The sequence below is a fragment of the Ruegeria sp. AF3 genome (assembly GCF_056536285.1).
In genome coordinates this window covers 3,331,255-3,337,370 of sequence record NZ_JBQFJM010000001.1, presented here as the reverse complement: position 1 = coordinate 3,337,370, position 6,116 = coordinate 3,331,255, and the positions used below count along the sequence as shown (strand labels likewise).

At 57.1% G+C, this 6,116-nt stretch carries 6 protein-coding genes and 1 pseudogene; 4 read left to right on the top strand and 3 right to left on the bottom strand.

Annotated elements, in window-relative coordinates:
• The 4 genes and pseudogenes from ACR3FC_RS16700 to ACR3FC_RS16685 all read left to right on the top strand — a co-directional run.
• A pseudogene (locus ACR3FC_RS16700) lies at positions 1 to 219 on the top strand (DUF3302 domain-containing protein); the annotation flags it as partial.
• A gap of 118 nt (positions 220 to 337) precedes the next feature.
• Complete coding sequence (locus ACR3FC_RS16695) at positions 338 to 1,381, top strand: HlyD family secretion protein (RefSeq protein ID WP_480476714.1); 1,044 nt, start codon at positions 338 to 340, stop codon at positions 1,379 to 1,381.
• A gap of 108 nt (positions 1,382 to 1,489) precedes the next feature.
• Entirely contained in the window at positions 1,490 to 2,035 is a 546-nt protein-coding gene (locus ACR3FC_RS16690) for a TolC family protein (protein WP_480476712.1), read from the top strand.
• 214 nt (positions 2,036 to 2,249) lie between these two features.
• Entirely contained in the window at positions 2,250 to 2,930 is a 681-nt protein-coding gene (locus ACR3FC_RS16685) for a TolC family protein (protein ID WP_480476710.1), read from the top strand.
• A gap of 3 nt (positions 2,931 to 2,933) precedes the next feature.
• On the opposite strand, the gene mprF is transcribed toward ACR3FC_RS16685, so the two are convergent.
• The 3 genes from mprF to ACR3FC_RS16670 form a co-directional block, all read right to left on the bottom strand.
• Positions 2,934 to 4,712 (bottom strand): bifunctional lysylphosphatidylglycerol flippase/synthetase MprF, encoded by a 1,779-nt coding sequence (gene mprF / locus ACR3FC_RS16680; RefSeq protein ID WP_480476708.1) that lies wholly within the window; start codon positions 4,710 to 4,712, stop codon positions 2,934 to 2,936.
• 23 nt (positions 4,713 to 4,735) lie between these two features.
• On the bottom strand, positions 4,736 to 5,542 hold the full coding sequence (locus ACR3FC_RS16675; RefSeq protein ID WP_480476706.1) for a lysylphosphatidylglycerol synthase transmembrane domain-containing protein: 807 nt from the start codon (positions 5,540 to 5,542) through the stop codon (positions 4,736 to 4,738).
• A gap of 113 nt (positions 5,543 to 5,655) precedes the next feature.
• Positions 5,656 to 6,084 carry an Lrp/AsnC family transcriptional regulator gene (locus ACR3FC_RS16670; RefSeq protein WP_480472343.1) on the bottom strand — a complete coding sequence of 143 codons (429 nt, stop codon included), beginning with the start codon at positions 6,082 to 6,084 and terminating at the stop codon, positions 5,656 to 5,658.
• Positions 6,085 to 6,116: the final 32 nt, after the last annotated feature.

Here is a 6,116-nt window from a genome sequence, read left to right as displayed (position 1 = left end):
GCCGAAGCCGTAAAGATCATGGGATGGATGGGGTTTTTGGCTGTCGTGCCTTGGGTTCACGCCTTCATGTGGGCTTTCCACGATGGCGTCACGGTCGATATTCGCCGCGGCCCGGACGAGGAAAAAGATGCCATCCGCGATGAAATCAAACGCCTGGGCGGTAGGGTCAAACCCGAATACCAGGATCGTCTGGACACAGATGACACACAACCCAGTTAAGACCGAAGGACCCTAATTCCTATGTTCGTCGCCCTCGGCATCACGCTGTTCTACATCATTTTCGTCTGGCTCATTTTTTTCAAGCTGGAATGGCTGAAGTTCAACATTGCCTGGGGCATTGTTTCGTTCTGTGGGTGCACACCTGCTGTTGATCTTCCTTGTGGCATTGCGCTTTCAGCCGTTTTCAGCAGACAGCCACGTGGTACGTTCGACCATACAGATCATCCCCAAGCTGACACAGCCGACGATTCTGTCCGAGGTTCTTGTTGAACCGAATACACCGGTCGCAAAGGGCGATCCGCTGTATCGGTTCGATGATACGGTGTTTTCGCTGGCGGTCGATAATGCGCAGGCCCAGTTGGTGGCGGCACAGCAGAATGCCAAAATCCTTGAACAGGATGTCATTGCGTCGACCGAAGCTGTCGAACGGGCCAATGCGCAATTGGCCTATGCGCAAACCCAACAGGCGCGGTATGAGAATCTTGTTCCGGCCGGAGGCGCCCGTCAGGACGATCTGGATCGATGGAACGAACAGGTGACGGAAGATCAGGCCGCCGTCAAACAGGCTGGGGCCAACCTGACCAAGGCTCAACTGGCGCTGGAATCGCAGATTGACGGCGTGAACACGGGCATCCTTCAGGCGCAGGCGCAATTGGCCGAAGCCGAGTATTTTCTGGAAAACACAACAATCTATGCGCCTGAAAATGGCATGATCGTCTCACAGCAGGCCCGCCCCGGATTGGTAGTCGGTGACGTCCGGTTGGGTGCGATTGCCAGCTTCGTGACTGATGAAAGCCCTTATATCCTTGCCACATTCCGCCAGCAGAACCTGAAATTTGTCGAACCGGGACAAGAGGTCGAAGTCGCGCTTGATCTTTATCCCGGTGAAATCCTGACGGGCAAGGTCGAAGCGATCTGGTGGGCCACCCGTCAAGGGCAACTCATCCCGTCGGGCCGCCTGCCCGGTTTCGAGCTGCCCAAACTGCCCGGTCGGATTGCGGTTCAGATCACCGTCGATGTGCCGGAAGACCACATCTTCCCAGCGGGCGGCCATGCCGCTGTGGCAATCTATACAGGCCAGGGCAAAAGTTTTGAGTTTCTAAGGCGCATCAACATCCGCCTTTATTCCTTCGCCAACTTCATCCGACCCCTGGATATCTGAGGATGCGCGCCATGACACTCCGCAGGTTGTTGGGAACCGCCATTTGCGCCGCCACTCGCGGCCTGCACACCCGTTGGGCCGGATTTCGTGCGCCCCAACTCACCGGTCGTGAAACAGTGGATTGAGGTCAACAACCCCAGCGCCGGTCAAAGCGGGCTGACGTCGCGCAGTGCGCCTGTCGTGAAATGGTGGCAAACATTCAATGATCCTACCCTCAACAAACTGATTGCCGAGGCCTACGCCCAGAACCTGACACTTCAGGTCGCTGGCGCGCGGGTTTTGCAGGCCCGTGCACAACTGGGTATCGCCTTTGGCGAGCTTTACCCGCAGTCGCAGGCCATTGGCGGCTCGCTTGAACGGCGCCAGATCAGCGACAATCTGGGGCCGATTTCGGATGTCAATCGCGTCATCCCGCTGGATACCGAATTCTCGACCTCGCAAGTCGGCTTCGATGCCCAGTGGGAGTTGGACGCGCAGCGGCGCGGCGTTCAGGCCGCGCGATCCAATCTGGCCCTGCAAGTGGCGAATTACGACGACGCGTTGGTGACGCTGACCGGGGATGTCGCCGCGCTTTACGTCAATATCCGGGCGTTGCAAGAGACGCTGGCAATTGCGCGTGAGAACATCAAATTGCAGCAGGATCGGCAGACCTGACTCAGCTGCGGTTTAACAATGGCGTCACCACGGAACTGGACGTGCAGGAATCCACCGCCCTGCTGAACAACACTAAGGCGCTGGTACCCGAACTGGAAAGCGACTTGCAACAGACCAAGAACGCGCTTGCGGTGTTGTTGGGCACGACACCTTCACGCATGACCGGTCTGTTGGGTATTCCGGCCACATTCCATCGGCCCGAGCAAATGTGGCAGTGGGCGTTCCCGCTGAATTGCTACGCCGCCGCCCGGATGTGCGCGCGGCTGAACTGGCGGCAGCCACGCAATCGGCACAAGTGGGCATCGCGATGGCGGACCTGTATCCCCAATTCATCCTGTCTGGCGCGATCGGGCTGCAGGCATCCGGCGGGCGCGATCTGTTCAGCGGTGGCAGCACAACCGGTCTGGCCAGTGCCGGTGTGGTCTGGAATGTGCTGAACTATGGCCGCATCAAGAACAATGTTCGCGCGCAGGACGCCGCTTATCAGGCGCTGATTGCGAATTATCAGAACACTGTGCTGACCGCTTATTCCGAAGTTGAAAGTGCCATGGTCGCTTATGCGCAGGCACGTAAGCAGGTCGGGTTCTATCAACAAAGTGTCGAGGCCTCACGCAAAGCTGCCGAAATCGCCGTCAGCCAGTATACAGACGGCATTGCCGATTATTCGCGCGTGCTGAACACCCAGACCGCGCTATTGCGGTCGCAGGCCAATCTGATCGAGGCACGGCAGCAGGTATCCAGCAATCTGGTGGCGGTTTACAAGGGCCTGGGCGGCGGATGGCAGATCCGGCAAAACCAGGAATTCCTGCCCGAAACCGTTCTGGCCGAGATGGCCTATCGCACGGACTGGGGCGATCTGCTGCAGAAAACCCCAACCCGCGCAAGCCTGAATTAAGTGCTACTTGGTTAACCCGCGCAATCCGCCCGAGATCAGGATATTGACCTCATACAGAATGCGGGGCGCGGCCAGCCCGCCGGGGCTGGCCAGATAATTCGGGCTCCATTCCGGATCGAACTTCTGCTTGAACGCGCGCAGGCCTTCAAAATGGTAGAATTGCTCGCCATGTTCGTAAACGAACCCACCGATGCGGTTCCAAAGCGAAGCAAGCTGACGGTTTTCGATCCCTGAAAACGGTGCGGCACCCAGTGAAAACCAGTGAAACCCCTGCTGCGCGCCCCAATCCATCATGTCGGCGAAAAGAGCGTCCATAAGGAAACTTGGGCTATCGGGTTCATAGCGCATAAGATCCAGCGACAGCTCCGACTTGTTCCCCCCTTGGAACAGATTGGCAAAGGCCATGATCTTGCCGGTGTTGCCATCACGCAGGATAGCATGATCGAAATAGGACAGGTATTCATCATCAAATCCCCCCAGCGCAAAGCCCTTTTCTGCACCGGCCTTTTGCGCAAGCCAGCGGTCTGAAATCCCACGCAAGTCTGACAACAGAGGCGCCAGTTCTTCCTTCGGAACAATCTCGAACACATATCCTTCGCGTTCAGCACGGTTCTTGGCTTGCCGGAACCGCTTGCGCGACTTTCCGTCCAGCGAGAAATCGTGCAAAGAAACCCGCGCAACCTCGCCAATTTTCAGGATCGACAGTCCAAGATCCAGAAAAGTTGGCAGATATTTGGTCGAGACACTGTAGAACGCGCAAAGTTTACCTTCGCGATCCGCCATTTCCCGAAGCTGCCAAATCAGTTGCTGCCCGGCACCCTCGTCACCAACCGGTTCTCCTTTCGAAATCAGCGCATTGCCTGTGTCGGCGTAGGCAATAAACGCGGTCTCATCCGGTGAGATCAGGAATTGCTTGTCACCGGTAAGCGAGATTTGGGATTCCGTATCCTCACTCTCCATCACTAGCCGCTCGACAACCTCTGGGATTTCAACCCGCTGTGGTGTCGGAATCTCACGCCCGAACAGAGAGTTCATGGCAACAATGCCCACGATCACGGCCACGACAAGGCTGGACCGCAAAAAGCGCGAGGCGTCACCGTTCCAAGCAAACTGCCACCACAGATCATTTTGGTATTCGACATGCGAATATGCAAACAGCCCGATCCAGAAAATCACCGCCAGCAGAACTACGACACTGATCAGCCATGGGATGTTCAACCGAAATATCGACGCGCCACTGACCCGGTAGAACGCACCGCGAAACATGGCCAGCAGACCAATCGTTCCCAGCATCGAAAGCGCTTCGTGGATGTCGAGCCCCTTTGCAAGCGAAGCAAAGAATCCCGCCCCCATCAACACCATCGCAACGACCCATGCCCTGTAGAGCTTGCGGAACAACCCGCGCGAGACCAGCAACAGCAATACGCCTACGACGCTGCCTGCAAGATGCGAAGCCTCGACAAATGACAGGGGCAGCAGATCTTTCAGCGTGCCGAGCTTTTGCGCCCCCGCTGGCAGCGCGCCCGACACCAGCAAGATCACCCCGGCCACTGCGGCAACCCCGGCCGCGACCATTGGAACCATGGGGCGGATCACACGATAGACCCAAACCGCGGCACCGCCGATCATGTGTCTTTGGGTCAAGACCGATGCAACGGCAATGGAAAGGCTGGCGACTGCAAATGGCAAAAAAGTGTAAACCACCCGGTAAAGCAGCAACGCAGCAATCACATCCGAACGACCCGACGCCCCCAGACCGGCAATCAATGTCGCCTCAAACACGCCGATCCCGCCCGGCGCATGGCTCAGGATCCAACGGCAATGGCAGCGATATAGATGGTGAAGAAATACGGGTACCCGACCCCCAAATCATCCGGCATCAGTACGTAAAGCGCCATGGATGCGCCAAACAGGTCGCCGATGGCAGCCAACGTCAGCAGGCCCGCCAGTTTGCCTCCGGGCAAATCGAAACCGACACCTGCAACAGCCAACCGTCGGCCACCGCTGGACAGCCAAATGAACATCGCGACAAATGCAACCAGCAAGCACAATCCTATGGTGGTTTCGACCGTTTCGCTGACGGGCATCACCTTGGATATTCCATCCGGGTGCAGGGTCAGCAACAGGCCCAGAATCAGGATCAGACCCATCCAGAACGCCACCCATGAGGTTGCGATTACACCAGCCACCCGGCCAAGATCCAAGCCAAGCGACGCGTATATCCGATACCGGATTGCGGTTCCGGTGATGTAGGAAAATCCAAGGCAGTTCGACACCGCGTATCCACTGGCTCCGGCCATCCCCGCCACAGGTAACGGCACCTTGCCATCCGCCACGCTTTGTACCGCGAACACATCATAGAGCGACAGCGACAAAAAGCTGAACGCTGTCCAGCACATCGCAAAAAACATCAACTTCCATGATGTCGCCGAAATATCTGTCTGGACATCCGACCATTTCACATGGGCCGACAGATCGTGCAAAACCGAAAGGGCAATCCCGGTAATAACGACCGGTATCGCGATGCGCAGCCAGGGTTTCTCCAGTAGACCAGCAAGACGTTCGGCCCACTTTTCGGCCAAAGGTTCGTCACCATTATCAGATGTGGTCATGCCGCAAGCCTTCCGGAAATACTGAACCCTTAATCAGCAAGCAGCCTACCTAAGGGTAAGCCGCACCCTGTCTACTCACGAACTCTGGCACAATTCGCATTTATCTCAAAGCACTAGAGCCGCCCCTTGCGCGTTGACAGCAGCAGGTTCGTTTCCGAACGTGTAACGCCGTCGATCCTGCGAATATGAAACAGAACCTCGTCCAGCTCGGCCAGAGTTTCCGTACTGATTTCGGCAATCAAATCCCAACTGCCGTTGGTCGAATGGACCGCCGTGACCTGCCGCATGGCCCCGATCCGGGACATCACGCGCTCGGTACCGCGCCCCTCGATTTCTAGCATCATCAGCCCACGCACAGGGCTTTGTGCCAGATCCCGACGCGTCAACACAGTAAAACCGACGATCTCACCAGATTGCTTGAGCCGTTGCAAACGGCTGCGCACCGTAGTGCGGGTTACGCCCAGCGTTTCCGACAACTCTGACAGGCTGGCGCGCGCGTCACGCTGCAATGCGCCCAGCAGACGACTATCCAATTCGTCCATATCACTTTCTCATTAAGGAGTTTCCTGAACCA

Coding starts and splice junctions, on each gene's coding strand:
- ACR3FC_RS16675 (WP_480476706.1), bottom strand. CDS start 5,542: ATGACCACATCTGATAATGGTGACGAACCTTTGGCCGAAAAGTGGGCC.
- ACR3FC_RS16670 (WP_480472343.1), bottom strand. CDS start 6,084: ATGGACGAATTGGATAGTCGTCTGCTGGGCGCATTGCAGCGTGACGCG.